Source organism: Saccharothrix tamanrassetensis, assembly GCF_014203665.1.
Classification (GTDB): Bacteria; Actinomycetota; Actinomycetes; order Mycobacteriales; family Pseudonocardiaceae; genus Actinosynnema; species Actinosynnema tamanrassetense.
The window spans coordinates 1-23789 of record NZ_JACHJN010000022.1 but is presented as its reverse complement, the minus strand read 5'-3'; the positions used below and the strand labels follow the sequence as shown (position 1 = coordinate 23789).

General features: G+C 72.3%; 15 protein-coding genes and 1 pseudogene. 9 read left to right on the top strand and 7 right to left on the bottom strand.

Annotation, left to right across the window (positions count from 1 at the left end; genetic code table 11):
• Positions 1 to 15 precede the first annotated feature (15 nt).
• Complete coding sequence (locus FHS29_RS36055) at positions 16 to 1089, bottom strand: hypothetical protein (RefSeq protein ID WP_184699201.1); 1074 nt, start codon at positions 1087 to 1089, stop codon at positions 16 to 18.
• A gap of 806 nt (positions 1090 to 1895) precedes the next feature.
• Between FHS29_RS36055 and FHS29_RS37470 the strand changes: the two are divergent.
• The 3 genes and pseudogenes from FHS29_RS37470 to FHS29_RS36040 all read left to right on the top strand — a co-directional run.
• Positions 1896 to 2312, top strand: a pseudogene (locus FHS29_RS37470) (helix-turn-helix domain-containing protein); the annotation flags it as partial.
• A 1223-nt stretch (positions 2313 to 3535) separates the two neighbouring features.
• Entirely contained in the window at positions 3536 to 4795 is a 1260-nt protein-coding gene (locus FHS29_RS36045; RefSeq protein ID WP_312865264.1) for an MFS transporter, read from the top strand.
• 75 nt (positions 4796 to 4870) lie between these two features.
• Positions 4871 to 5569: a class I SAM-dependent methyltransferase gene (locus FHS29_RS36040; RefSeq protein ID WP_184699195.1), complete on the top strand. Its 699-nt coding sequence runs from the start codon at positions 4871 to 4873 to the stop codon at positions 5567 to 5569.
• Here FHS29_RS36040 and FHS29_RS36035 read toward each other — a convergent pair.
• From FHS29_RS36035 to FHS29_RS36025, 3 genes are read right to left on the bottom strand one after another with little or no spacing between them, the layout of a single operon-like run.
• Positions 5547 to 6200, bottom strand: a complete 654-nt coding sequence (locus tag FHS29_RS36035) for a CapA family protein (RefSeq protein ID WP_184699193.1) — start codon at positions 6198 to 6200, stop codon at positions 5547 to 5549. The two genes, FHS29_RS36040 and FHS29_RS36035, sit on opposite strands and share 23 nt — an antisense overlap.
• On the bottom strand, positions 6197 to 6454 hold the full coding sequence (locus tag FHS29_RS36030) for a hypothetical protein (RefSeq protein ID WP_184699191.1): 258 nt from the start codon (positions 6452 to 6454) through the stop codon (positions 6197 to 6199). Before FHS29_RS36030 ends, FHS29_RS36035 begins: the two co-directional genes overlap by 4 nt.
• Entirely contained in the window at positions 6427 to 6753 is a 327-nt protein-coding gene (locus FHS29_RS36025; protein ID WP_184699189.1) for a hypothetical protein, read from the bottom strand. Before FHS29_RS36025 ends, FHS29_RS36030 begins: the two co-directional genes overlap by 28 nt.
• 562 nt (positions 6754 to 7315) lie before the next feature.
• Between FHS29_RS36025 and FHS29_RS36020 the strand changes: the two genes are divergently transcribed.
• The 3 genes from FHS29_RS36020 to FHS29_RS36010 all read left to right on the top strand — a co-directional run bounded on the left by FHS29_RS36020 (position 7316) and on the right by FHS29_RS36010 (position 11144).
• Positions 7316 to 9694 (top strand): PEP/pyruvate-binding domain-containing protein, encoded by a 2379-nt coding sequence (locus tag FHS29_RS36020; RefSeq protein WP_184699187.1) that lies wholly within the window; start codon positions 7316 to 7318, stop codon positions 9692 to 9694.
• A gap of 9 nt (positions 9695 to 9703) precedes the next feature.
• Positions 9704 to 10687, top strand: coding sequence for a beta-ketoacyl-[acyl-carrier-protein] synthase family protein (locus FHS29_RS36015; RefSeq protein ID WP_184699185.1), 984 nt, complete (start codon positions 9704 to 9706; stop codon positions 10685 to 10687).
• A 199-nt stretch (positions 10688 to 10886) separates the two neighbouring features.
• A complete protein-coding gene (locus tag FHS29_RS36010; protein WP_184699183.1) occupies positions 10887 to 11144 on the top strand; it encodes an acyl carrier protein in 258 nt (85 codons plus the stop codon).
• A gap of 2 nt (positions 11145 to 11146) precedes the next feature.
• On the opposite strand, the gene FHS29_RS36005 is transcribed toward FHS29_RS36010, so the two are convergent.
• The 3 genes from FHS29_RS36005 to FHS29_RS35995 form a co-directional block, all read right to left on the bottom strand.
• Positions 11147 to 12019, bottom strand: a complete 873-nt coding sequence (locus tag FHS29_RS36005; protein ID WP_184699181.1) for a beta-ketoacyl-[acyl-carrier-protein] synthase family protein — start codon at positions 12017 to 12019, stop codon at positions 11147 to 11149.
• 63 nt (positions 12020 to 12082) lie between these two features.
• Entirely contained in the window at positions 12083 to 13054 is a 972-nt protein-coding gene (sbnA, locus tag FHS29_RS36000) for a 2,3-diaminopropionate biosynthesis protein SbnA (RefSeq protein ID WP_184699179.1), read from the bottom strand.
• The gene (locus FHS29_RS35995) at positions 13054 to 14583 is read right to left on the bottom strand and encodes an amino acid adenylation domain-containing protein (RefSeq protein WP_221457328.1); all 1530 of its coding nucleotides are present in this window, start codon (positions 14581 to 14583) and stop codon (positions 13054 to 13056) included. The genes sbnA and FHS29_RS35995 overlap by 1 nt, the downstream gene beginning before the upstream one ends.
• A gap of 335 nt (positions 14584 to 14918) precedes the next feature.
• On the opposite strand from FHS29_RS35995, the gene FHS29_RS35990 reads away from it, so the two are divergent.
• From FHS29_RS35990 to FHS29_RS35980, 3 genes are all read left to right on the top strand, one after another.
• Positions 14919 to 17726 carry a non-ribosomal peptide synthetase gene (locus tag FHS29_RS35990; protein WP_184699177.1) on the top strand — a complete coding sequence of 936 codons (2808 nt, stop codon included), beginning with the start codon at positions 14919 to 14921 and terminating at the stop codon, positions 17724 to 17726.
• Positions 17719 to 22161 (top strand): type I polyketide synthase, encoded by a 4443-nt coding sequence (locus FHS29_RS35985; protein WP_184699175.1) that lies wholly within the window; start codon positions 17719 to 17721, stop codon positions 22159 to 22161. Before FHS29_RS35990 ends, FHS29_RS35985 begins: the two co-directional genes overlap by 8 nt.
• On the top strand, positions 22158 to 23789 hold a 1632-nt coding region (locus tag FHS29_RS35980), incomplete at its 3' end, for a type I polyketide synthase (RefSeq protein WP_184699173.1). The genes FHS29_RS35985 and FHS29_RS35980, both read left to right, overlap by 4 nt.

The following is a 23789-nucleotide window of genomic DNA, read 5'->3' as shown; positions in this document are numbered from 1 at the left end:
ACGCCACGCCGACAACTACTGCGCCTTCGCCACCCTCGCCGCCACCCTCATCTGCTTCAAACAGCTCACCAAAACCACCACGTGAGACCAGCTCTGAGTACGCGCGAGGGCAGCACGCGCCTCCGCCAAAGCCGTGCGCGCTTCCTCACCCACCAGCACGCGCGTCTGGGACTGGAGAGGATGCAGCCCTGGAGGACAGGTCGACTCGATGGCGCCGTCCTGTCGCAGTTCGTGGACGGTGACTTCGGGCAGCGCCGCTGGGTCTAGCGGAAGGCGCGCCCACGGGTTGAGGAACAGGTGCAGCCCGTCACTGAAGCGTTCGGGGATCTCAGGCGGGACATCGGACCTGACGAGATAGCCGAACGGCAAGGGCCGGGAGGCGTTCGGATCCGGATTGAGGCGGTATCCCTTCCGGATCATGAGCGTGTCCTGGGCCGCCAGTCCACGCTCGGCCCCGATGCGGTTGAACATCATGGCGGTGTGGTTGTTGCTGAACAGCACTCCCGACAGGTGCTCGGCCTCGGGTTGGCGGAACAGGCCACTGGCAATCGGCTTCCCGCCGGCCCGGTGCTCGGTGATGGCCTGGTGGGTCAGGGTCAGCCTGCCGTCATCGTCGTGCTCTGCCAAGTCGCGAGTGCCGTAAAGATACTGCCCAACCAGCCCCATCGGATAGGCCTGGGCAAGGGGCGCGTGGAACGCGCCGACGGCGACGACGAAGGGCACCTGCTGCAGGTGGGGCAAGTCCCAGTAGTGGCCGCCGTGGACCTGGTGGGTGAATTTGCGGCGCAGGGCCTTGCCAATCTGGTGCACGAAGGCATCCCCACCGGCCTTCAGGTCGGCCAGCGTCTGCGCGGCAGGTTGCGGGGGCGCGCCCTGGGCGGGATTGGTGGTGGTCACTTCGATGGCCACCGGCGCACGGCCACCCAGCAGGAAGTCCGGCGAGGCGTGGCCACGGTCCAACTCCAGTCGCTGTTCCCGCAGGTAGGCGAACAGCGCCAGCTCGAACACGCGAGCGTCGAACCCGCCTGTCTGGAACTCCCGGACGAAGCTGTTGTCAACGTCAACGAGGCTGGCGAACACCTCCGTCATCAGCGCCCGCGCTCCCTGATAGCGAGGTTCCCGCGCGAGGTTGGCAAACAGCGGGTGCAACCGCTCGGGCGGGACCACAGGGGTAAACAGCTCACGACGGCGACCGGACACGCCGCTACACACTACCCGGTGACGGACCAGGTCACACTCTTGATCAGCGGCGGTTAGGCACGGCATGAGAATCGCTCCGACAGCGGGCTCGTAATCACCGATCACGACAGCAACGACACGGTTGTTCGTTTCAGTAGCGGAGGACAGGGGCGCCTCGCCGGCACTACGGGGCGACCTGAGCGAGATCCACTCACTAACCGAGCTACGCCAACGGTCCCGGTAATGCTTCTCGGTGCCTGAAGATCTGAATCCTGACATCAGACTAGAACCGTTACAGGAGAACAGATGAGCTGTGAAGAAGCTTCGCGCTGTGGGCTCCGGCCCACCTGGACAGTCAGTGGAAGTTGTTGCTATGCTTGACTTATGCGGCACCGTGGCGGTGTCCGGGATGGGCTGAAGCCCACATTTTGGGGTTCAACAAGCCCTCTCGGACACGAGCACTATTCACATAGCCCACCGGCTTGATCACGACATCAGCCGCGTGGGCTTTGTCTTTGTAGCGAGCTTGCAGGTCAAGGCCCTGGTAGACCTTGAGCAGGCTCTCCGTCTTGGCATCCTTGAGCGCCGCTCCGACATGTGCCGCTCGAAAAGTCATCGTCGCTGGTAGATCGAGGGCTTCACCGTCTTGACAGTATGTCCAGGTGATCGTGTCCCTGCTGTACAAGGTCACCCGGAAGCTGCTGTCCGTGCCGTCGATGCTGCTGCGCAGCGAGATGGTGAAGGACGCCGAACTGCTCGTGCTGCGGCACGAGAACGCGGTCCTGCGCCGGCAGCTTGCGGGTCCGGTCCGCTACGAACCCGCCGATCGGCTCTGGTTCGCCGCCCTCGCCGCGCTGGTGGATCGTCGGCGGTGGCGGGAGGTCTTCCCGGTCACGCCGGGCACCCTGCTCACCTGGCACCGCAGACTCGTGGCCCGCAAGTGGGACTACTCCGCGCGTCGACACACCGGTCGCCCACCGATACGAGCCGCCACCAAGTCACTCGTGCTGCGCCTCGCCAAGGAGAACCCCCGCTGGGGCCACCGCCGAATACAGGGCGAACTGGCCCGCCTCGGCCATCGCATCGCCCACTCGACCGTCTGGCGGATCCTGCACGACGCGGGCATCGATCCGGCACCCCGCCGCACCGGCCCAACCTGGCGGGAGTTCCTCACCGCCCAAGCCCAGGGCATCATCGCGGCGGACTTCCTTCACCTCGATACAGTGCTCGACACACGTCTGTACGCGCTCGCGTTCCCTGAACACGGCACCCGTCGCCCGCACATCACCGGCGTCACGGCCCACCCGACCCAGGCATGGACCACGCAACAGGCCAGGGACCTCGCCGCCGGCCTCGGACACCGGACGGAGTCGCTCCGATTCCTACCACGCGACCGTGACGGCAAGTACGGCCAGGCGTTCGACGCCGTCTTCCAGTCCAATGATCTACGCGTCATCACCACCGCGCCACAGGCGCCCCGGATGAACGCCCACTGCGAACGGGTCATCGGCACCCTCCGACGCGAACTCCTCGACCACATTCTAATCCTGGGCGAGCTGAATCCCCCGCAAGTCCACGAACAGCTGCCCGTCGGGAAACCGGTACAGGTTGCGGTGCGCCCACGCCAGCGCCGGCCACGTCTTGCCGATACCACCGGCCCCGCTGATCGCCGACACCAGCACCGTCGTCCCCGCAACCTCCAGGTCGACGGACAGCTCCGGTACGGCGATGTTCGGCCCGGTCGGTGTAGCGCGGGTAAGTACCCGCCTGGGGAACTCAGGCCACTTCGTCATCGATCAACCCGTAGGGTGGTTGGTGGCGTCGGCGAGCCAAAACACACGCCGAACGGTCGCTCGGCGCCATGGGGCGCGAGATCACCTGTACCGGCGGACGCGGAGGCGGCGAAGTTCATCGGACGCTCTCGGCCGCCCGTCGATTGGCCTATTCCGAACTCCGATATGGCCTGAGCGTTACTTCCACACCCTCCCGTTGCGAGGCCGACTGCTCCATTCGGATGTCTTCGAACCGGAGTCGGAAGATGCCCGCCGCTTACCCGGCTGCACGGGCAGACCTCCACGCCCTCGGCAGCCGAGCCACTCACATCGGACGATGCCGAAGGTGGACGGTCCTCGGGTGTTGTTCGACCGGATTGCGGCCCGGGTGAGTACAGGTCGACAGGGAAACACCTTGCCACGCGCGGCGTCGACGGCACCCGAATGGCGGTTCGTCGCCGGCGAGTTCATGTCGCCCGTCCGGGCAGCAATAGGGTTCGGTGGCGGACGACCAGCGGTGTGCTTAGCATGCGGGTATGACTGGTAGCCAAGTGAACCAGCGGGCGGGAACCGTGGTTCTCGCGGTGGGAATCGTTTCGCTGGAGTTCGCGGCTGCGGTGACCAGTTTCGTCGCCTCCACGCTGTTGCCGGTCGTCTCCGCCGATCTGGACGCGCGGAACAGCCTGGCGCTGCTGATCGCCGGGTCGACGCTGGGGTTGTTCGTGGCGCTGCCGCTGGCGAGCCGGGTGCTCCGCCTGCTGGGCACCAAGGGCACCCTGGGCACGGGGATACTCGCCTACATCGGCGGGCTCGTGCTGGCCGCCACCGCGCAGACGGCATGGATGTTCGCCTTGGGGCAGTTCGCGAACGGGCTTGCCAGCGGCTTGCTGGCGGTGTTCGGCATCAGTTCCGCGATCCGCCACCTCGATGAGCGGCTGCGCATCCGGGTGGTGGCGGCGTCGTCGGCGATGTGGATCCTGCCCGCCCTCATCGGTCCGGCCGCGACGCTGGGCCTGGAGCACCTGATGGGGTGGCGCTGGACGTTGCTCGTCCCGGTGCCGTTCGTCCTGTTCGGACGCCTGCTCGTGGTGCGTTCCGTCCGCGACGACCCGCCCGACGACTCCGAGCACCGCCCGCTGGCGCGGACGCTGCTGATCCCGCTGGGAGCCGCGGTCGTGGTGCTGAGCACGGGGTGGTGGCCGCTCGCGATCATCGGCGCGGCGGTCTCACTGGTGGGGATGCTCTCGATCCTGCCCGAGGGGACAGCGCGCTTCAGGCCCGGCACCCCCGCAGCCCTCGGCACGATGGTGCTGTTCGCGGTCGGCTACTTCGGCGCGGACAGCCTGATCACCGTGCTGTTGACCTCCGGACTGCAGATAAGCCTCGGGCAGGCCACGATCGTCCTGAGCGCCGCCCCGCTGGGCTGGGGGGTGACGAGCCTCCTAGCCTCCCGGTTCACCGCCGAACGCAACAAGCACCGCTTCCCCACCATCGGCCTGGGCCTGGCCGGCGTCGCGACGGCCGTGCTGGCCGCGGCGCTGGTCGTCTCCGTGCCGTTCCCCGTCACGGTCGTCGCGTGGGCGGTCGGCGGAATCGGCATCGGACTGGCGTACCCAGGCTTGTACATCAGGGCCACCACCGCGGGCACGAGCGGCTTCAGCGCGGCGGAGCTGGCGACCGCGGTCATCACGGCCGAGTGCACGGGGCAACTGCTGGGACGGGCGATCGGCGGTGCCCTCAGCTCAACCGACAGCTCCGACGGCCTGCTGGCTTCTTACGCGTTGTTCTCGGTCGTGCTGCTGGCCGCAGCGGTGACGGCGCGCCGGACGGCGACCGTCGAATAGCGCCTGTCGCCAGGACAGTTGACCGCCCTGCTGCGGGGTACCACTCTCGCTCCTATGTGTGCGGCGGATTCGCGGTTGGTTTTCGGCTCGGTCGCCCGGGAGTACGCGAGGTACCGGCCCGGGTATCCGCCCGAGGCGGTCTTGTGGGCGGTGGGTCGCGGCAGCGGGGCGAGGGTGCTCGACCTCGGCGCGGGAACGGGGAAGCTCACCGCGGCGGTGGTCGCCGCCGGGCACGAGGCGATCGCGGTGGAGCCGGATTCGGCGATGCTGGCCGAATTGGCGTCCGAGGTTCCGACCGCCGACGCGGTGGCGGGATCGGCGGAGGACATCCCACTGCCGGACGGGAGCGTCGACGTCGTGCTCGCCGGACAGGTGCTGCACTGGGTGGACCCGGACCGGGCGTATCCGGAGATCTCCCGGGTGCTGCGGCCCGGCGGGGTCGTCGCGGGGCTGTGGAACTCCGACGAACTCCGGTGGATCGAGCGGCTGGGCGGCACCGACGGCACCGACGAGGAGTTCGACTGGCGGGGGTTCTTCCCGACCGGCCTGTTCACAGACGAGTCGCACCGGTCCTTCGCGAACCCCCGGCCGCACACGGTCGACTCGCTCATGAGCACGATCGCGACGCATTCCCGGTTCCTCGTGCTGGACGACGCGGAACGGGAGAAGAGATTGTCATCGGTCCGGTCCGCTCTGATCCGCGGGCTGCGGGATCCGGACGGTGAGTTCGAGGTTCGGTCCCGCACCTACGTCATCCGCGCGACGAAGCGCTGATTCTCCCGAGGGCGGCGAGGATTCCGCGCGGGAGGTCGGTCAACTCCGCACCGAGCATCCCCAACGTCGACTTGGCCGCGGCCATCCCGGCCGGTGCGACCGGTGCCGGGAGGCCCACCGACGGTGAGCGCGGGTCCGTGTCCAGCAGCGCGGGGTGGAGTTCGACGCGTCGCGCAGTGCCGTCCTCGACGGTCACTTCCACCACCAGCGCGGTGCAGTCCTCACCGCTGGCCGCCAGTTCCCGCAGTCGGTGTTCGGTGAGCCCCTGTCCGTCCCCCGGGCGCAACCCGCGCGTCGTGTAGGCCTCGGCGGGCTGCGCGGCATCATCCGGTCGGAGGACCAGGCTGCCGAGGCCGTAGCAGATCAGCCCACCGCGGTAGAACTCGATCGGACGCATGACGTGCGGACCGTGCACCACGACGACGTGGGCACCCGAGTCGACCACGTCCCGGCAGGTGCGGACCAGGAACTCGGGTGGTGTGCGGGGGTCCTTCCGCCGGGCGTGGGAGTGCAGGCTCACCACCACGACATCGGCATCGGCCCCGGCCGTCCGCACGGCGTGGCGCAGCGTGTCGAGCGTGCGCTCGCTGAGAGGTTCTTCACGTCGGAAGTCGGTGGCGAGCGCTGTCACGCGCCGCAGGCCGACAGCACGCCCAGCCAAAGGTCCAATGTGGATGGTGCGGTGGGCACGGTCTCTAGCAGGCGCAGCCGGACCGTGTCGTCGGTCGAGTCGAGGGCGACCAACGCGTTCCGGTAGGACTTCCAGAAGCTGGCTGCGGTGCCCGCGACCGACGGGGTGCCCAGGAACGCGCGCAGGACGCGGTCGTTCTCGGCGCGTGGGTCGAGCTTGGCCGCCTTCACCGGCCGGCGGAGGTCTTCGGGCATGCCCGCGTGCGGGGCCGGACCGGCCCGGACCCGGTGCACGCGCAGTGCGCGGAACTGCTCTTACGCCTCGTGCGGCGGGTGCCGGTGGGCCAGGTCGCGGCGTGCGCGGACAGCACCTTGGCGGGCACGGCCCCGGCGTAGGCGAACTCCAGGAACGTGGGCAGGAAGTGCGGCGCGGACCGGCCCAGCGCGGTCCCCAGTGTGGTGGAGCCGTCGCGGGCGGCGGCCTGGGTGCGGGCGAGCAGCACGTCCCGCCCGTCGCGCGCGGGCAGGGTCACGCCCGTGATGTCGGTGCTCATCGGTCTGCCTCCGCGCGGCGCGCACGCCCTGCCCAAGCCGCGCCCGACCACCGGACACGGCGCCCCGACCGTCCGCTGCGACTCCCCTTCACGACCTCGGATCCGGGGGTGCCCCCGGTGACCGGAAAGAGTACCGACGGGCACCGACAATCCGCTTCCGCCGGCTGCACCGATCCAGGGATCGCCCGGCCAGGACAGTCCACTGTGGACTAAGAGGCCCGATGGACAGAGGCCGGCACATCGGGTTGCCGCAATCGCATCCGGACAATTCGCCCCAAGCGACTTGACATCGGCCCCGAAAGCCGACACACCGTCGACCGGAGCTCCCGAAAATAGGCCGCCGGGAGACCTCGATAGGTCTACACCAGTGGAAGTAAACACTCTTCAGCGTCAACGATTGTGCGTACGACCCGCTCGGCCGGGCATGTCATATCGTCTACACCTGTTGACACTAAGCAGGGTCCCAGTAGGATCGTCCTCCAACGCTTGTCGCTGGCTCAGGGGTGAGGACCCCAGGTGAGCGGTCGGGGTAGGGGCAGGCGTATCTGGGGGCGGAGGCTCGATGACCGAATACGTCAGTACGCTGCACGACTCGATCGAACCGCGCGACGCCGGGCAGAAGGCGGCGCGGTTGGCCGTCCTCGCACGGGCGGGTTTCCCGGTGCCGGACGGCTTCGTGATCACCACCGAGGCGTTCCAGGTGTCCCGGGGCGGATCGAGGATCCCGACGCCCGAGGTCGCGGACGCCGTGCGCGCGGCTCTCACGACACTCGGCGCGGCGTCGCTGGCCGTGCGGAGTTCCAGCGTCGACGAAGACCTCGACACCGAGTCCCGGGCCGGGGCCTACACGACCGTCCTCAACGTCACCGACGCCGAGGCCACCCTGGAGGCGGTCGGGCGGTGCTGGGCCTCGGCGGGCGCCGGGGACGCCGCACGGCCGATGGCGGTGCTGGTGCAGCCGATGGTGCCGGCGGTCGCGGCGGGTGTCGCGTTCACCGCCGACCCGGTGACCGGCGAACGGGACGCGGTCGTGATCGAAGCCGTGCGCGGACTGGCCGACGGCCTGGTCAGCGGGACGGTCTCGCCCGAGGAGTGGCGCGCCCGCCCCGGTGACGCCCCCGCCCGCACGCTCGACAAGCAGGTGCTCACCGACGAGCAGGCGGCGCAGGTCGCCGACCTGGCCAGACGAGTCGCGCGGACGAGCGGCGCCCCGCAGGACGTCGAGTGGGCGCTGTCGGCGGACGGGGTGGTGCTGTTGCAGGCCCGCCGGATCACCGGGCTGGCCGAGCCCGCCGTCGCGCCCGTGCCGCTGCCCCCGGCCGCCCCGCCGCCCGGCGCGTGGTTCCGGGAGGACAGCCACCTGGGCCCCTACCCGTGGACGCCGTACAGCCGCGCGTTGTGGAAGTGCCGGGTGCCGGTGCTGCGGCAGGTGTGCGCCGACTTCGGCACGTACTTCGAGGGGATCGACATCCGCGAGTTCGGCGGGTGGGAGTACCTGCGCCTGGTGCCGCCCGGCGGCCCACGCACGCTGGCGCTGCCGACGCGCGCGTTGCGGCTCGCGTTCGAGGTGCTGCCGAGGCTGCGCCGACGGGCCCGCAGCAGCGCCAAGGCCGTCGGCACGGACCTCGCGGGCAGACTGCTGGACCGCTGGCACCGGGAGTGGCGGGCCGATCTGCAACGGCGGATCAGCGAGCTGCGCGAGGTCGACCTGGCCGCGCTGACCGACGCCGAGCTGGCCGCCCACGTCGACGCCACGGTGGCGCTCACCGCCCTGGGCATCGAACGCCACCTGAGCCTGCACGGGGCGATCGCGGTCTCGCTGGCCGGCCTGTCCGGCACCTGCGAGCAGCTGCTCGGCTGGTCGGACGGCAAGGTCTTCGAACTGCTGTCCGGCCTGTCGCCGATGTCGACCGAGCCGGTGCGGGAACTCGCCGCGCTCGCCGCCGAACCGGACAGCGCCGCGTACGGGAAGTCGTTCGCGGAGTTCCTGCGCGGGTACGGCTGCCGGAGCCTGAGCCACGAGGTGGCCAAGCCCAACCTGGAGGAGCTGCCGCAGCTGCTGGACACGCTGGTCGCCCGTCAGCTGGAGATGGTCTACGAGCCGGTGTCCACCGCCGAGGGCCTGACCGCGTTACGCGAGCAGACGCTGGCGGAGGCGCGTGCCCTGCTCACCGACCCGAAGGACCTGGAACGGTTCGACCAGGACTTCGAACGGGCCGCCCGCGCGTACCCGTTGCGCGAGGACAACGTCTTCTACACGATCCACGCACCGCTGGGCGTCGCCCGGCGGGCGGCACTCGAACTGGGCCTTCGGCTGACCGCGCGCGGGTTGATCGACGAGCGCGACGACGTGTTCCACCTCGAACCGGAGCAGGCTTCGGCCGCGTTGACCGGGCGGACGAAGCGGCAGGCGGAAGTGCTGCGCGCCAAGGGTGAACGCGCCTGGGTACTGGCCAACCCCGGCCCGCCGATCCTGGGCGAGGAGCCGCCGCCGCGCATGGACGCGATCCCTTGGCACACCCGGCTGGTCACCAACGCGTTCCTGTGGGCCAACAGCAGGCAGTTCGGCGACCCGGCGGGCGACGCGGACGGCGCGGCCGACACGATCACCGGCGTGGCCGCCTCGCGCGGCACCTACACCGGCCCGGCCCGGATCGTCCTGGACGAGAGCGACTTCGGCCGGCTGCGGCCCGGTGACGTGCTCGTCTGCTCGGTCACCTCACCCGTGTGGTCGGTCCTCTTCCCGGTCATCGGCGCGCTGGTCACCGACAAGGGCGGGCTGCTGTCGCACCCGGCCATCATCGCCCGCGAGCACGGAATCCCGGCCGTCGTCAACACCGGCCGGGGCACCGAACTGCTCGCCGACGACCAGATCGTCACCGTGGACGGCGCCGCGGGCACCGTCCACCTCGCCGGCACGCGCACACCAGTGGAGAGGTGATCGGCTCCGATGACAGTCACGCTGCACGACCGGTCGCACCCACCGGTCCACCTCACGTCCTTCGGGCACGCCCTGGGCGAGGCCGTCGACATCGCGGCAGCGCCGTGGTTCACCGACGACGAACGGGAGAAGCTGCTCGCCCAGGGTCTGCGGACCATCCGCAGGACGCGGGAACCGGTCTGGTCGCTGGCCGCCACGGCCATCGAGGAGACCATGCGGACGGTGCCCGAAGGCCACGGGCCCCAGGCGATCGTCATCGCCGGCGGGCGGTTCGACTGGGACATCTCCCAGGGCTTCGAGGGCATGCTCATGGAGTACCCGCGACTGGCCCCGCTCCCGCTGTTCGGCATCAGCCTCAACGCGTGCGCGGGCGCGGGCAACGCCATGACCATCGCGTCCGCGTTGCTGAACACGTTCCCCGGCGGCAGCGTGCTGGTGGTGACGGCGGACTTGGTGCACACGGACGAGGACCGGGTGCACCGCAACGGGCGGGCCGTGTCGAGTGACGCCGCGGCCAGCTGCCTCGTCAGCCGGGAGCCCCTCGGGGACGGCTACCGGCTGCTCGGCTGCGCTCAGACCAACCGGCTGGACCTGTCACTGCCCGAACCCCCGGAGCGCAAGGGTTTCCGGCTGCGCGAGCAACTGCGCGCCATCACCGCCACGGCCGATGCCGCACGCGAGGCCGCCGGCGCGGAGGCCGACGACATCACCGACTTCCTGGGCAACAACCTGGCCCCGTCGGTGATGGAGCTGCAGCACAAGGCGTGCGAGATCCCCAAGGCGCGGCTGCGCTCGGAGTTCGCCCCGGAACTGGGCCACTGCTTCTCCGGGGACATCTTCCTCGCCCTTCGACGGCTGCTCGCCGACCCTCCGGAGGACGCGCCCGCCCGTCCGTTGGCGATCTGGGGTTCGTACACGTCGTGGACGGGCGCCGTGCTGGAAAGGGTGGCGCAGCCGCCGGTCTCGCTGCGACAGCCCCGAAAGGTGTCCTGAATGGACTGTCAAGGCCACGGGTCGGGCCCGGTCGACGGGCCCGACACCGGTGCGGTCAGAAGCCGCAGCAGACTCCTCGGGACGTGCGCACAGCCGATCTCCTTTCCTCCATGAGCGATTCCGATCATAGGTCGGATCACGCGGGCTCCACAGGGCTCCGTTCCGTTTGTTTTCGTGTGATGCACCGAGGAGGGTGGACATGGCCGACGAGGTCGACGCCGTGGGCAGTGGGGCGCTTGAGGTGATCGCGGACGCAATGGGCGTGGCGGACGTGCGGCCCGAGCAGTCGATGTCCGACCTGCACCCGGACTCCGCCACCCTGCTGCAGGTGGTGGGAGCCCTCCAGGAGCGGTTCGACATCACCTTCGACGTGGTCGACGTGTTCTCCGCCGAGGTCGTGGGCGACCTGGTGCGGCTGGTCCGCGAGGCGGTCGCCACGCGCTCACGGGCGTCGTGACGTCAGGCCCGGTAGCCCAGCAGTGCCGCCGACATGGTGGTGGCGCTGGACATCAGCGCCAGGACGGTGTCGCCGTCGGCGGGTCCGGGGTTGCGCGCGAGGTGGTCGAGGTTGAGCAGGGCGTCCGCCGCGAAGCAGTGCCCGACGTCGCCCGCGACGCCGGGATCGAGTCGCCGCACCGGGAACGACGCGGCCATGGCCAGCAGGTTCCGGGTGGCGCTGCCGAAGTTGGGGGTGAGCAGGTGGGTGATCCCGTCCGGCCGGGTCAACCCGGCGACGGTGGCGCGGGTGGTGGTCAGGATTCCCCTGGCGTGGGCCATCTCGTTGGCCTCCGGGTCCGGTCGCCACGAACGGGTCGCAGTGCCCAGCAGGGCGAACGCCGGACCGCTCGGCTCGGTCGTGACCAGGCAGGACGCCGCACCGTCGCTGAAGACCGTCGTGCTCATCGCCGGGAACCGGGTGCCGGAGGGCACGCGGTCCGCGGTGACCACGAGCACGGACCTCGCCGTTCCGGCGCGCACGAGGGCCGAGGCCAGGTCCCAGCCGGCGGTCAGGTTCGCGCACGCCGAGCCGCCCACGAACAACGCCCTGGTGTCGTGACGGCCGGTCCGCGCGCGGTAGTCCAGCAGCCAGTCGGTCGGCGTCCGGCCTTCCAGGGTGTCCGTGCACACCACGATGGCGTCGACGTCCACGTCCGCCGGGGTGACGGCGGCGGCGAGTTCGGCAGTGTCCTGTTCGGACACCCGGACGGTGGTGATGCCCTGCTCGGTCAAGGCGTCGAGGTTGGCCCGCACACCCGGATCGTCCAGCTGGGCGAGTGGGATCGGCCTGCCCAGTCGTTGCGCCAACGGCACAACGGACACCACGTCGTCCATACCGCTCCCCCGGTTCCCCTCGTTCTCCGCAGCCTACGGGATGCCGCGGCGCTTTCCGCGCGACTACGACCACCGCACGGGTTCGAGGGCCGCGGGTCCGAAGCGGTCGAGCACCCACTCGTCGTCGTAGACGGTGTCGAGGTAGCGGTCGCCCAGGTCCGGCGAGATGGCGACGGACGTCAGGGTGCGCTCGGGGTCGTTGCGGGTGAGCCACGTCAGGGCGCCGTTGACGATCGTGCCGGTGGATCCGCCGAGGAGGTAGCCGTGCGCGGCCAGGGCCCGGCAGGTGCGGACGGTGTCGACCTCGCTGACGTGGATGGCGTCGTGCACGGCGGACACGTCGAGCACGGGGGCCTGCTGATGTGCGCCGAGCCCGGGGATCAAACGGGCCGCGGGCGGGCCGCCGAAGTTGGCCGAGCCGACGGCGTCCACCGCGACCACGCGGACCGCCGTGCCCCGGTCGCGGAACCAGCGGACGCATCCCATCAGCGTGCCGCCGGTGCCCGCGCCGACGAACAGCACGTCCAGGTCGGGGAACCGCTTGCCGATGGCGGGCGCGGTGCCCTCGTAGTGGGCGATCCAGTTGGCCGGGTTCTCGTACTGGTTGAGCCACAGGTAGTGCGGGTTGTCCCGGCAGAGGCTGCGCACGCGCCGCTTGCGCGCGCCGAGCAGGCCGCCGTCCTCGTCGGGCTCGGTGATCACCTCGACCTCGGCGCCCATGGCCCGCATCGCGCGGACGGTGGACGGGTTGCAGCGGGTGTCGGTGACGCAGACGAACGGGATGCCGCGACCGGCGGCCACCGCGCTGAGCGCGACCCCCAGGTTGCCCGACGACGACTCGACCAGCACGGTGTCGTCACGCAGGTCGCCGTCGCGCTCGGCGGCCGCGACGAGCGCGGCGGCGGTGCGCATCTTCACCGAGCCGCCGAAGTTGAAGCCCTCGCAGCGCAGCAGCAGCCGCCTGCCGAACGGGCCGGCGAGGTCGACGTACACGTCGGTGTCGAGCAGTTCGTGCGGCCCGGACACGAGGGACATCAGGACTCCTGCCCCTGCCCGGCGGCGAGCGCGCGGTGGTCGACCTTGCCGTTGCCGGTGAGCGGGAGCTCCGCGCGCTCGTCCCAGCGCTTCGGCACCAACGCCTGCGGGAGGCGGGAATGCAGGTAGGACTCCAGATCCTCGGCGGATACCGGCGTCCGGACGACGTAGTGCGCGGTCAGCCGACGCCGTTCGCCGTCGGCCACGGTCACCGCGCACTGGGCGACGGCCGGGTGCCTGCCCAGCACGGACTCGATCTCGTCCAGCTCCATCCGCACGCCGTCGAGCTTGACCTGCCGGTCGGCGCGGCCGTGGTAGTGGACCACGCCGTCGACAACGCGGCCGAGGTCCCCGGTGCGGTAGAGGCGGCCGGTCGGCGAGGCCGGGTCGAACGGGTCGCGGTGGAACGCCGCCGCGGTCGCCTCCGGATCACCGACGTAACCCAGGCCGACGGGCACGCCGCCGACGAAGATCTCGCCGGTCACCCCGGCCTCGGCGGGCGCCCACCCGCCGTCCGTGGCGACGAGGCAGTAGAGCGCGCAGTTCGCGATCGGCCGGCCGACCGGGAGTCGGGGCAGCCCGGTGTCGGCGAGGGTGACCACGTGGTGCGTCACGTCGTCGGAGCACTCGGTGGGGCCGTAGGCGTTGAGCAGCCCGACCTCGGGCAGCGCGGTGATCGCGCGCTCGGCGAGCGCCGGCTTCAGCTCCTCGCCGGTCGAGATGAGCCAGCGCAGCGCCGGGACGGCCTGGCCGCGGTCGAGTTCGTCCAGCAGCAGGCCGATGGCGGTGGGCACCAGTTCGACGACGGTGGCACCGGAGTCGGCGAGCACCGTGCGCAGGCGGCGGGGGAAGCGCACCTCCACGTCGGTGACGACGCGCAGGCTGCCACCCACCAGGAGGGGCGCCAGCATCTGCCAGATCGCGATGTCGAACACGAGCGGGGCGGTGAACGCCACGCAGTCGCGTTCGGTCAGGTCGAGGTCGACGACCTTGGCCCACAGGTGGTTCACCATGCCCGGCCACGCCACGACGGCGCCCTTGGGGCGTCCGGTCGTGCCGGAGGTGAAGATCACGTAGCGGGGATCGGCGTGCGCCAGGTCCGCGAGACCCGGGCTGCCGGCGTCACGGGTGCGCACGACGAACTCGGTGTCGGTGTAGTCCACCAGCAGCGCGCAGCGGCCCCGGTCGAGCACGTCGGCGACGCGCGCGTCCGGCCACTTGGAGTCGACCGGCAGGTAGACGGCGCCCATCCGTTCGATCGCCAGGAACAGCACGAGGGTGGTGGCCGAGCGCGGGCCGCTGCACGCCACCACGGCGCCGGGCAGGCAACCGTTGGCGCGCAAGCGTTCGACGGCGTCGCCGACGGCCGTGACCAGCGCCCCGTAGCCGAGGGGCGGCCCGCCGGAGAGCACGGCGGGACGGTCCGGGTCCTGCGCGGCGAAGCGCTCCACGGTGTCGAAAACCCCTTCCAGCACCGGGAATTCGACCGGGTTGCGCAGGGCCGGGACCGTGCGGGGATCACCTGCCACGGGAAGCCACGTGGCGGCCCGGTCCGGAACCGTCGGCAGCGCTTCCAAGGTTCCTCCACGGGGGATGTCGTTGCCGCGACGCGATCGCCGACGGCCCGTCAACCAGACTACCCAACGATCCCCGCGCGGTCGATGCCCTTGTCGCACAACGACTGCAAGGTCTTGAGCCGTGGCGTGGCCCGTGGTACCGATATGTCCACCGGAGACGTACCGGGATGTGTCCAATGGAGACTTTTAAAGATTTCTGGGGGGATCGCGTCGATGAGCGCCGAGTCTCTGTGGACGCAGACCGCCGACGAAACGGACAACGGCTACCTCTGCACGAAGGCGGCTACGTGATCGCCTTCCGCTTGACGGGCCGGGTCGACGTCGACCGGCTGCGCTCGGCGGCACACGCCGCCGCATCGACGCACGGCGTGACCGTGCGCCCGGACGAGTTGTTCCGCCACGCCACCGACATCCGGTTGGACGCTGCCGTCGAGTCCCTGGCGCGCAACACTTTCGACCCCGGTCTTGCCGGACCGTTGGGTGTGCTTCTGGCCGGCGTGAACCCGGGCGAGCACGTGTTGGTGCTGGCCTTCGACGCGACCACGGCGGACAAGGCCGACGCCATCGTGCACTCGTTGGCTTCGGAGTACTCGGGCGTGCGCGACCGGATCGCCGCGAGCGAGCGCGCCGAGACGTTCCCGCCCACGTTGCCGCTGGACCGGACGCGCACGGGAAACCGTGATGGCGCAGCGGTCACCGCACCCGTCGCGCTCCCGGTGGAGCAGTTGCGTGCCGTCGCGGCGCACACCTCCGCGGACCACCGCACGGTCGCGCTCGCGCTGTTCGCCGTGCTGCTGCACCGTTACGACGGCGGTGGAGCGGTCTCGTTCGTCGCCCCGATCCGGGACGGCGACTCCCCCGAGGTCGCCGCTGCCGTCACCGTCCCCTTCGACGGGACCACGACGTTCGCCGACGTGGTCCGCCACGTGCGGCGCTCCCCCGCCGAGCACGCCGGGTCGACCGACCTCCCGGTGCTCACCTGGCGCACGGCGGCCACGCTCGGGTGGCCGGGTGTCGACGTCACACCGCTGCCGGTCCCGGTCGACTCCACCACGACCGATCTGCTGCTGTCGCTGAACGACGACGCGACCGGCGCGGTGGTCATGGCGGCCGACGTGGCGGACGCGGACACGGCGGCCCGCGTCGCCGGCCACCTGCTCCGCCTGCTGGCAGGCGCGGCGGGCGCCCCGGACGGCCCGGTCTCCGGGCTCCCCCTGCTGACAGCGGACGAGGAAGCCGTGTTCGCCGCCGCCGACGGCGAGGAACTCCCCGACTCCGCGCCCTTCCCCGTGCTGTTCCAGGAGATCGCCCGGCGCACCCCGGACGCGGTCGCGGTGCGCGCGGAGGACGGCGCCCTCACCTACGCCGAGCTGGACCGTGCCGCCAACCGGCTCGCGCACCTGCTGCGCGCCGCCGGAGTGGGGCCCGAGGTCGCGGTGGGTCTGTGCCTGGACCGTGGCCTCGGCCTCGCGGTCGCGGTGCTGGCCGCGCTCAAGGCGGGCGGCGCGTACGTCCCGCTCGACCCGCAGGACCCGCCGCACCGCCGGGCCGACATGGTGGCCGACTCCGGCGCGGTGATCGTCGTCGCCGAACGGCCGGTGGACCTGCCCGGGACCGCCGTGCTCGACCTGGGCGCCGCCGGGGCCGAGCTGTCCGCCCAGCCGGCCGACCACCCGCCCGCCGGGGATCCGTTGCCCGGCCACGCCGCGTACGTCCTCTACACGTCCGGTTCGACCGGCAAGCCCAAGGGTGTCGTGGTCGAGCACCGCAACCTGATGGCGTACGTGGACGGTGTGCTCGCCCGGTTCGGCATCGACCGGCCCCTGCGGTACGCGATGGTGCAGCCGTTGACGGTCGACTCCAGCGTCACCTCGTTCTTCCTGCCCCTGCGCACGGGTGGCGAGGTGCACCTGCTGTCGCGGGACCGGGCGTTGGACGCGCGGAAGCTGGCCGAGTGGGCCACCGAGCACCGCGTGGACGTGCTCAAGATCGCCCCGTCGCACCTCCAGGCGTTGCAGGCCGCGCCGAGCTTCGCCGAACTGCTGCCGCGCGAGCTGCTGGTGATCGGCGGCGAGGCCGCCGACTGGCGCTGGATGCGGGAACTCCAGGCCGGCGCGCCCTGCCGGGTGCACAACCACTACGGCCCCACCGAGACCACGGTCGGGGTGCTGACGCTGGCCGTCGCCGACCACCCGGACGCCGAGTGGGACGTCGCCGCGATCGGCAAGCCGCTGCCCGGCGTGCGGATCGAGGTGGTCGACGGCGCCGGGCAGCCGGTGCCGGTCGGGGTGACGGGCGAACTGGTGGTGCGCGGTGCCACGGTCGCCCGTGGCTACCACGAACGGCCGGAGCTGACCGACGCGGCGTTCGGCCGGGACCGCGCGGCCTACCGCACGGGTGACCACGTGCGGCGGCTGGCCGACGGCTCGGTGGCGTTCGTCGGGCGGCGTGACGACCAGGTCAAGGTGCGCGGGTTCCGGGTCGAGCCCGGCGAGATCACGGCGGCGCTGCGCGAGCACCCGGCCGTGCGGGCGGCGGTGACGGTGGTGCGCGAGGACCGGCCCGGTGACCGCGCGGTCGTGTCGTACGTCGAGGCCGCCGACCCGGTCCGGCCGGACGAGCTGGTGGCGCACCTGCGCGACCGGGTCGCACCGCACATGGTGCCGAGGACGGTGGTGGTGCTCGACCGGCTGCCGCTGTCCGCGCACGGCAAGGTCGACCGCTCCGCGCTGCCCGTCCCGCCGGCCGACGTGCCGGCGGCCGTGCCCGCCACCGACCTGGAACGGGTGGTCGCCGAGGCGTGGCGGCAGGTGCTGCGGGTCGGCGAGGTCGGGGTGGACGCGAACTTCTTCGACGTCGGCGGGCACTCGCTGCTGCTGGTGGACCTCCAGCAGCGGCTGTGCTCGGCGCTCGCCCGCGAGGTGGACCTGCTGGAGCTGCTGGCGCACACCACGGTGCGCGACCAGGCCCGGCTGCTGTCCGCCGCCCGTGCGGCGGCCGACCCCGGGGTGGAGCGGCCGCGCACCCCGCAGCAGGCGGCCCTGCTGCGGCGGCGGGTTCAGCAACGGCGAGCGAGGCGGGACCACGATGACTGACTTGACCGACGACCTGGCCGACGACAGCCTGGACATCGCGATCATCGGCATGGCGGGCCGGTTCCCCGGCGCCGATTCGGTGGCGCGGCTGTGGGCGAACCTGCTCGCGGGCACGTGCGCGGCGACCACGTTCACCCCGGACGAGCTGACGGCACGCGGGGTCGACCTCGACGCGCCGGAGCACGTGCCGATCGGCTACCCGGTGGCCGGGTCGGACGGGTTCGACGCGGCGTTCTTCGGGATCTCCCCGCGCGAGGCCGAGCTGATGGACCCGCAGCACCGGGTGCTGCTGGAGTGCGCGTGGTCGGCGATGGAGAGCGCGGGCCACGCCCCGGGCGCGTACCCCGGCCCGGTCGGCGTGTACGTGGGCGCCGGGTACAACACGTACCTGCTGGCGAACGTGGCCACCCAGCCCGGTGCCGCCGAACTGGTGCTGGACAAGCAGACCGTGGTCGGCAACCGGTCCGACTTCCTCGGCGGCCGGGTGTCCTACAAGCTCGGGATGGAGGGCCCGAGCGTCAACATCCAGTCGGCGTGCTCGACGTCGCTGGTCGCCGTCGTGGAGGCGTGCCAGGCGCTGCTGGCGTTCCAGTGCGACATGGCGCTGGCCGGTGGCGTGGCGGTGGACCACAACAGGCTGCGCGGCTACCGGTACCAGCCCGGCGGGATCCTCTCCCCCGACGGCCTGACCCGCACGTTCGACGCGCGCGCCCAGGGCACCGTCGGCGGTGACGGGGTCGGGGTCGTGGTGCTCAAGCGGCTGCGGGACGCCGAGGCCGACGGCGACCACGTCCACGCGGTGATCAAGGGCACGGCGGTCAACAACGACGGGGCGCGCCGGGCGGGGTTCACCGCGCCCGCGGCGGCGACCCAGGCGGCGGTGATCACCGCCGCGCTGGCCGCCGCCGACGTCGACCCGGCGACCGTCGGCTACGTCGAGCTGCACGGCACGGCGACGCCGCTGGGCGACCCGATCGAGTTCGCGGCGCTCACCTCGGCGTTCGCCGGGGTCGAGGCGGGCAGCTGCCTGCTGGGGTCGGTCAAGACCAACATCGGCCACCTGGACTCGGCCGCCGGCGTCGCCGGGCTGATCAAGGCGGTGCTCGCGGTCGAGCACGGGGTCGTGCCCGCGAGCCTGCACTTCAGCGAGCCCAACCCGAGGATCGCGTTGGCGGGCAGCCCGTTCGCGATGGCGACGGAGACGCAGCCGTGGCCCGGGTCCGGGCCGCGACGGGCGGGCGTCAGCTCGTTCGGGCTCGGCGGCACGAACGCCCACGTCGTGTTGGAGCAGGCGCCGCCCCGGCCGCCCCGGCAGGGCGTCGAACGGGAGGAGCTGCTGGTCCTCTCGGCGAAGACGGCGACGGCCCTGGACGCGTTGACCGACCGGTTGCACGAGCACCTGCGCGCCCACCCCGACCTCCCGCTCGCCGACGTGGCCGGCACGCTGCGGGCGGGCCGCCGCGAGCTGCCGCACCGCCGGGCGCTGGTCGCCACCAGCCGTGACGCCGCGCTCGACGCCCTGGCGGTGCGCGACGACGGCAGGCTGCTCACCGGGCACGCGGGCGAGGCGGCGGACCGGCCGGTCGCGTTCGTGTTCACCGGGTTCGGCTCCCAGTTCCCGGGGATGGCGCGGTCCCTCCACGCCGACGAACCGGCCTTCCGGGCCGCGTTCGACGAGTGCGCCGACCTGCTGCTGCCGTTGCTCGACCAGGACATCCGGCCGCTGGTGTTCACGCCGTCGACCGACGCCCCGACCTCCGTGTTCGGCGGGCCGCCCCGCGCGGAGCACCCGTTGGACGGGCCGCTGCTCGGCTACCCGGCGACGTTCGCCCTCGGGTACGCGCTGGCGGGGCTGTGGGCGTCGTGGGGCGTGCGGCCGGACGTGATGATCGGCCACAGCCTCGGCGAGACGGTGGCCGCCTGCCTGGCCGGGGTGTTCACCCTGCCGGACGCGCTGCGGCTGGTCGTGGCCCGGGCGAGGCTGATCGAGGCGGGTGACGAGGGCGCGATGATGGCCGTCGCGCTCGCCGAGGACGCGGTCGCGGAGTTCCTGGACGACGAGGTGTCGCCGGCCGCGGTGAACGGGCCCGCCACGTGCGTGCTGTCCGGCACCGTCGCGGGCATCGAGCGGGTCGGCGCGCGGCTGGCCGCCGCCGGGCACCAGTACCGGCTGCTGGCGTCCCGGCACGCGTTCCACTCGCCGTTGATGGACCCGGTCGTCGAACCCTACGAGCGGCTGGTGGCGGAGGTGGCGCTGAAGCCGCCGACCACGCGGTTCGTCTCCAACGTCACCGGCACGTGGATCACCGACGAGCAGGCCACCGACCCGGCGTACTGGGCGCGCCACCTGCGCCGCCCGGTGCGGTTCGCCGACGGCGTGGCGGCGCTGTGGTCGGTGCCCGACGTGGTCGTGGTCGAGATCGGCCCGTCGCCGACGCTGACGTCCGCGGTGCTCCAGCACCCGGCCGCCGCCGCGACCGACCGGGTGGTGGTGCCGTCGCTGGCGGGCACCGCGCCCGGCCGCACCGACCGGGCCGCGCTGCTGCACGCGGCGGCCCGGCTGTGGCTGGCGGGCAAGCGGGCGCCGTTCGAGGCGGGGCCGGTGCGGCGCGTTCCGCTGCCCACCTACCCGTTCGAGCGCAAGCGGTTCTGGTTGGAGCCCGGCACGCCGTCGGCGGCGGGGCCGTCGGCGCACCGCCGCACGGCGGGTGGCGACTGGTTCCACAGCCCGTCGTGGACGCGGCTGACGCCGGCCCCGCCGGCCGACCGGTCGCGGTGGGCCCGGTCGCGCTGGCTGGTGTTCGCCGACGGTGGCGGGATCGGCCACGACCTGGCCGCCGCACTGCGCGACCGCGGAGCCGACGTCCGGACCGTGGTGCCCGAGGGTCCGGGCGACCACGTGCTCGTGCCCGGAGACGAACGGGCGGCGACCGCGCTCGCCGACGAGCTCCGGGCGTCCGGGGCGCTGCCGGACCGGGTGGTGCACTGCTGGGCGACCGGCGATCCGGGCGCGCACGACGTGGACGCGGAGGTGGACCGGGGTTTCGGGTCGCTGCTGCACTGGGCCAAGGCCGTCCACCACGAGCTGATGACCACGGCGCAGCGCTGGGACGTCGTCACGACCGGCGTGTGCGCGGTGCTGGGCGACGAGCCGCTGTCGCCGACCAGGGCGGCCGTGCGCGGGCTGGCCCGGGTCCTCGGCCAGGAGTACCCGTCGTTGACGTGCGTGCACCACGACGTGCCCGACGGGGGCGTGCTCGACGGGGGCGTGCTCGACATCCTGCTCGACGGGCTCGCCCACGACGGGGACGAGCGCACCGTGGCCCTGCGCGGCCGCAGCCGCTGGGCGCCCACGTACGTCGTGGAGGAGCCGCCGGCCGGCGCCGAGCCCGTGGTCGTGCCGGGCGGCGTCTACCTGATCACGGGCGGGCTGGGGAAGATCGGCCTGCTCATCGCCCGTGCTCTGGCCGAACGCGAGCGGGTCCGCCTGGTCCTCGTCGGACGGTCCGGCCTGCGCGCGGACGGCCCGCCGGAGACCGCCCGCGCCGTGCAGGACCTGCGGGAGCTGGGTGCCGAGGTGCTGGTGTCGGCCGTGGACGTGGCCGACGCGGACGCGGTCGCCCGGCTCAAGGCCGAGGTCCTCGACCGGTTCGGCCGCGTCGACGGGCTGTTCCACTGCGCGGGCACCACCGGCCGCGACGCCCACCGGTCCGTGGACGAGACCGGCGCCGCCGAGGTGGCCTGGCACTTCGACCCCAAGGTGCGCGGCCCGCACGTGCTGCGGGAGGCGCTGGCCGACCAGGACCTGAAGGCCGCCGTGCTGTGCTCGTCGGTGGCGGCCCTGCTCGGCGGGCTCGGGTTCGCCGCCTACGCGGCCGCCAACGCGGTGCTCGACGCGTTCGCCCACGCCCACCACGGGCCCGGCGAGCCGTGGATGAGCGTCGACTGGGAGGCGTGGCTGTTCACCGACGAGGAGCGGGCCGCGCACGGCGCGGGGTCGGCCGTCGGCGAGCTGGCGCTGACCGCGGAGGAGGGCCGGTCGGTGGTCGACCGGCTGCTGACCATCGTGCCGAGGCCGCAGCTGGCCGTCTCGACCGGTGACCTGACCGCGCGGGAACGGCTGTGGGCCGCGCCCGCCGCCGCCGCGCCCGCACCGACCCGGCACGAGCGGCCCGCGCTGCACAACCCGTACGTCGCGCCGGACGGGCCGGTGGAGCGGCGGATCGCCGACATCTGGCAGGACGTGCTGGGTGTGACGGAGGTCGGCGCGCACGACAACTTCTTCGACCTGGGAGGCAGCTCGCTGCTGGGCCTGAAGGTGGTGCACCGGTTGCGCGGCGAGCTGGGCGCGGCGGTGCCGCTCACCGTCGTCTACGAAGGCCCGACCGTGCGGACGCTGGCCGCCGTGGTCGGCGGACTGCGGGACGACCGATGAGCGGGGCGGTGGCGATCGTCGGCCTGGCCTGCCGGTTCCCCGGCGCGCCCGACGCGGACCGGTACTGGGCGAACCTCGGCGCGGGCGTCGAGTCGATCCGGCCGGTCGCCGACGCCGCGCCCGGCGTGGTCGCGTGGGCGCCCGAGTTCGACGGCATCGAGCGGTTCGACGCGGAGTTTTTCGGCTACACCGCCCGCGAGGCCGAGATCACCGACCCGCAGCAGCGGCTGTTCCTGGAGACGGCGTGGTCCGCGCTGGAGCACGCCGGGTGCGACCCGGCGCGGTTCCCCGGCCGGGTCGGGGTGTTCGGAGGCAGCGGCACCAACCACTACGCCCACCACGTCCACTCCCACCAGCGGCTCGTGGACACCGTCGGCCGGACGCAGGTGCTGCTCGGCAACGAGCTGGGGTTCCTGGCGACCAGGGTGTCCTACAAGCTCGGCCTGACCGGGCCGAGCCTGTCGCTGCGCACGGCGTGCTCGACGGCGCTGGTGGCGCTGCACCTGGCGTGCCGGAGCCTGCGCGACGGCGAGTGCGAGATGGCGCTGAGCGGCGGCGTGTACCTGGATCGGGAGCAGCAGGACGGCTACCGGCACCTGGAGGGTTCGTTCGTGTCGCCGGACGGGCATGTGCGGCCGTTCGACGCGGACGCACGCGGCACCGTGTTCGGCTCGGGCGTCGGGGTGGTGGCGCTCAAGCGACTGGAGGACGCGCTGGCCGACGGCGACACCGTCTACGCGGTGGTGCGCGGCTCGGCGGTGAACAACGACGGCGCGGTCAAGGTCGGGTTCACCGCGCCGAGCGCCACCGGGCAGGCGGCGGTGATCAGCGCGGCGCTGGCCGACGCCGGGTTGTCGCCTGAGGACATCGACTACGTGGAGGCGCACGGGACGGGCACCGCGCTCGGCGACCCGATCGAGGTGCGGGCGCTGAACCTGGCCTACCAGGAGCGCGGCTCGTGCCTGTTGGGTTCGGTCAAGGGGAACGTCGGGCACCTGGACGCGGCTGCGGGCATGGCCGGGCTGATCAAGACCGTGCTGGCGCTGCACCACGAGGTGCTGCCGGCCACGCTGAACCACCGAACGCCGAACCCCGAGGTGGACTTCGCCGGCGGCCCGTTCCGCGTCGTGGTCGAGCGGACGTCGTGGCCTCGCGACCCGCAGCGCACGCGTCGGGCGGGTGTCAGCGCGTTCGGGTTCGGCGGCACCAACGCGCACGTCATCGTCGAGGAGGCGCCGCTTCGCCAAAGAGTCCACAGTAGACATTCGACCCACACCCTGGTTCTCTCGGCCAGGACGCCGGAAGCCCTGGAGGAGGCCACCGACCGGTTGGCCGATCACCTGGACCGGCAGCGGCCCGACCTCGCGGACACCGCGCACACCTTGGCCATCGGGCGTCGGGAGTTCCCGCACCGGCGGGCGTTGACGATCACCAGCGCCGACCCGGCCGACGCCGCGACCGCCCTGCGTGAGCGTTCGTCCGCTCACATGACCACGCGACACACCTCGACGGACTCGCCGGACGTGGTGTTCTTGTTCACCGGTCAGGGTTCGCAGCACGTCGGCATGGGTCACGACCTGTACCAGACCGAACCCGTCTACCGGGACACCGTCGACCACTGCGCCGAA

Bases quoted from the DNA above. Each gene is read 5' to 3' on its own strand.
- FHS29_RS36055 (WP_184699201.1), bottom strand. From the start codon at position 1,089: ATGACGGAGGTGTTCGCCAGCCTCGTTGACGTTGACAACAGCTTCGTC.
- FHS29_RS36030 (WP_184699191.1), bottom strand. From the start codon at position 6,454: ATGCCCGAAGACCTCCGCCGGCCGGTGAAGGCGGCCAAGCTCGACCCA.
- FHS29_RS36025 (WP_184699189.1), bottom strand. From the start codon at position 6,753: ATGAGCACCGACATCACGGGCGTGACCCTGCCCGCGCGCGACGGGCGG.
- FHS29_RS36020 (WP_184699187.1), top strand. From the start codon at position 7,316: ATGACCGAATACGTCAGTACGCTGCACGACTCGATCGAACCGCGCGAC.
- FHS29_RS36015 (WP_184699185.1), top strand. From the start codon at position 9,704: ATGACAGTCACGCTGCACGACCGGTCGCACCCACCGGTCCACCTCACG.
- FHS29_RS36010 (WP_184699183.1), top strand. From the start codon at position 10,887: ATGGCCGACGAGGTCGACGCCGTGGGCAGTGGGGCGCTTGAGGTGATC.
- FHS29_RS36005 (WP_184699181.1), bottom strand. From the start codon at position 12,019: ATGGACGACGTGGTGTCCGTTGTGCCGTTGGCGCAACGACTGGGCAGG.
- sbnA (WP_184699179.1), bottom strand. From the start codon at position 13,054: ATGTCCCTCGTGTCCGGGCCGCACGAACTGCTCGACACCGACGTGTAC.
- FHS29_RS35985 (WP_184699175.1), top strand. From the start codon at position 17,719: ATGACTGACTTGACCGACGACCTGGCCGACGACAGCCTGGACATCGCG.